At 56.8% G+C, this 257-nt stretch carries 1 pseudogene; it reads right to left on the bottom strand.

The annotated features are described in order from the left end of the window. Nucleotides 1–126 precede the first annotated feature (126 nt). Nucleotides 127–257: pseudogene (locus HMPREF2924_RS36340) on the bottom strand (HNH endonuclease); the annotation flags it as partial.

The raw sequence follows: 257 nt of genomic DNA, 5'->3' as shown, positions 1-257 counted from the left end.
TCCACCTTGGCGGACTCGATGATCACCGAACCCACATGAGCCACCGCTTTCGCGCGCTCGATATCCAGGGGCTTGTCTTCGTCAAGCAACCCTTCGATGGTGGCAAAGAGGTGATTACGCAGATCCTCAATCTTGTTCTTCATGCTCGACCTCCTGAATGGTGCGCTTGAGCTTGCTGATGACGCGGATTGCGCTCTTCAGCTCAGGTGGATAGCGATGGATGGAGTTGCGGCGCATGCGTTCGGCCCGGGTGATGA

The organism is Pseudomonas sp. HMSC063H08, assembly GCF_001813645.1.
GTDB lineage: Bacteria > Pseudomonadota > Gammaproteobacteria > Pseudomonadales > Pseudomonadaceae > Pseudomonas > Pseudomonas aeruginosa.
The sequence above is the reverse complement of the archived record's forward strand: the minus strand, read 5'-3'. Positions and strand labels throughout refer to the sequence as shown.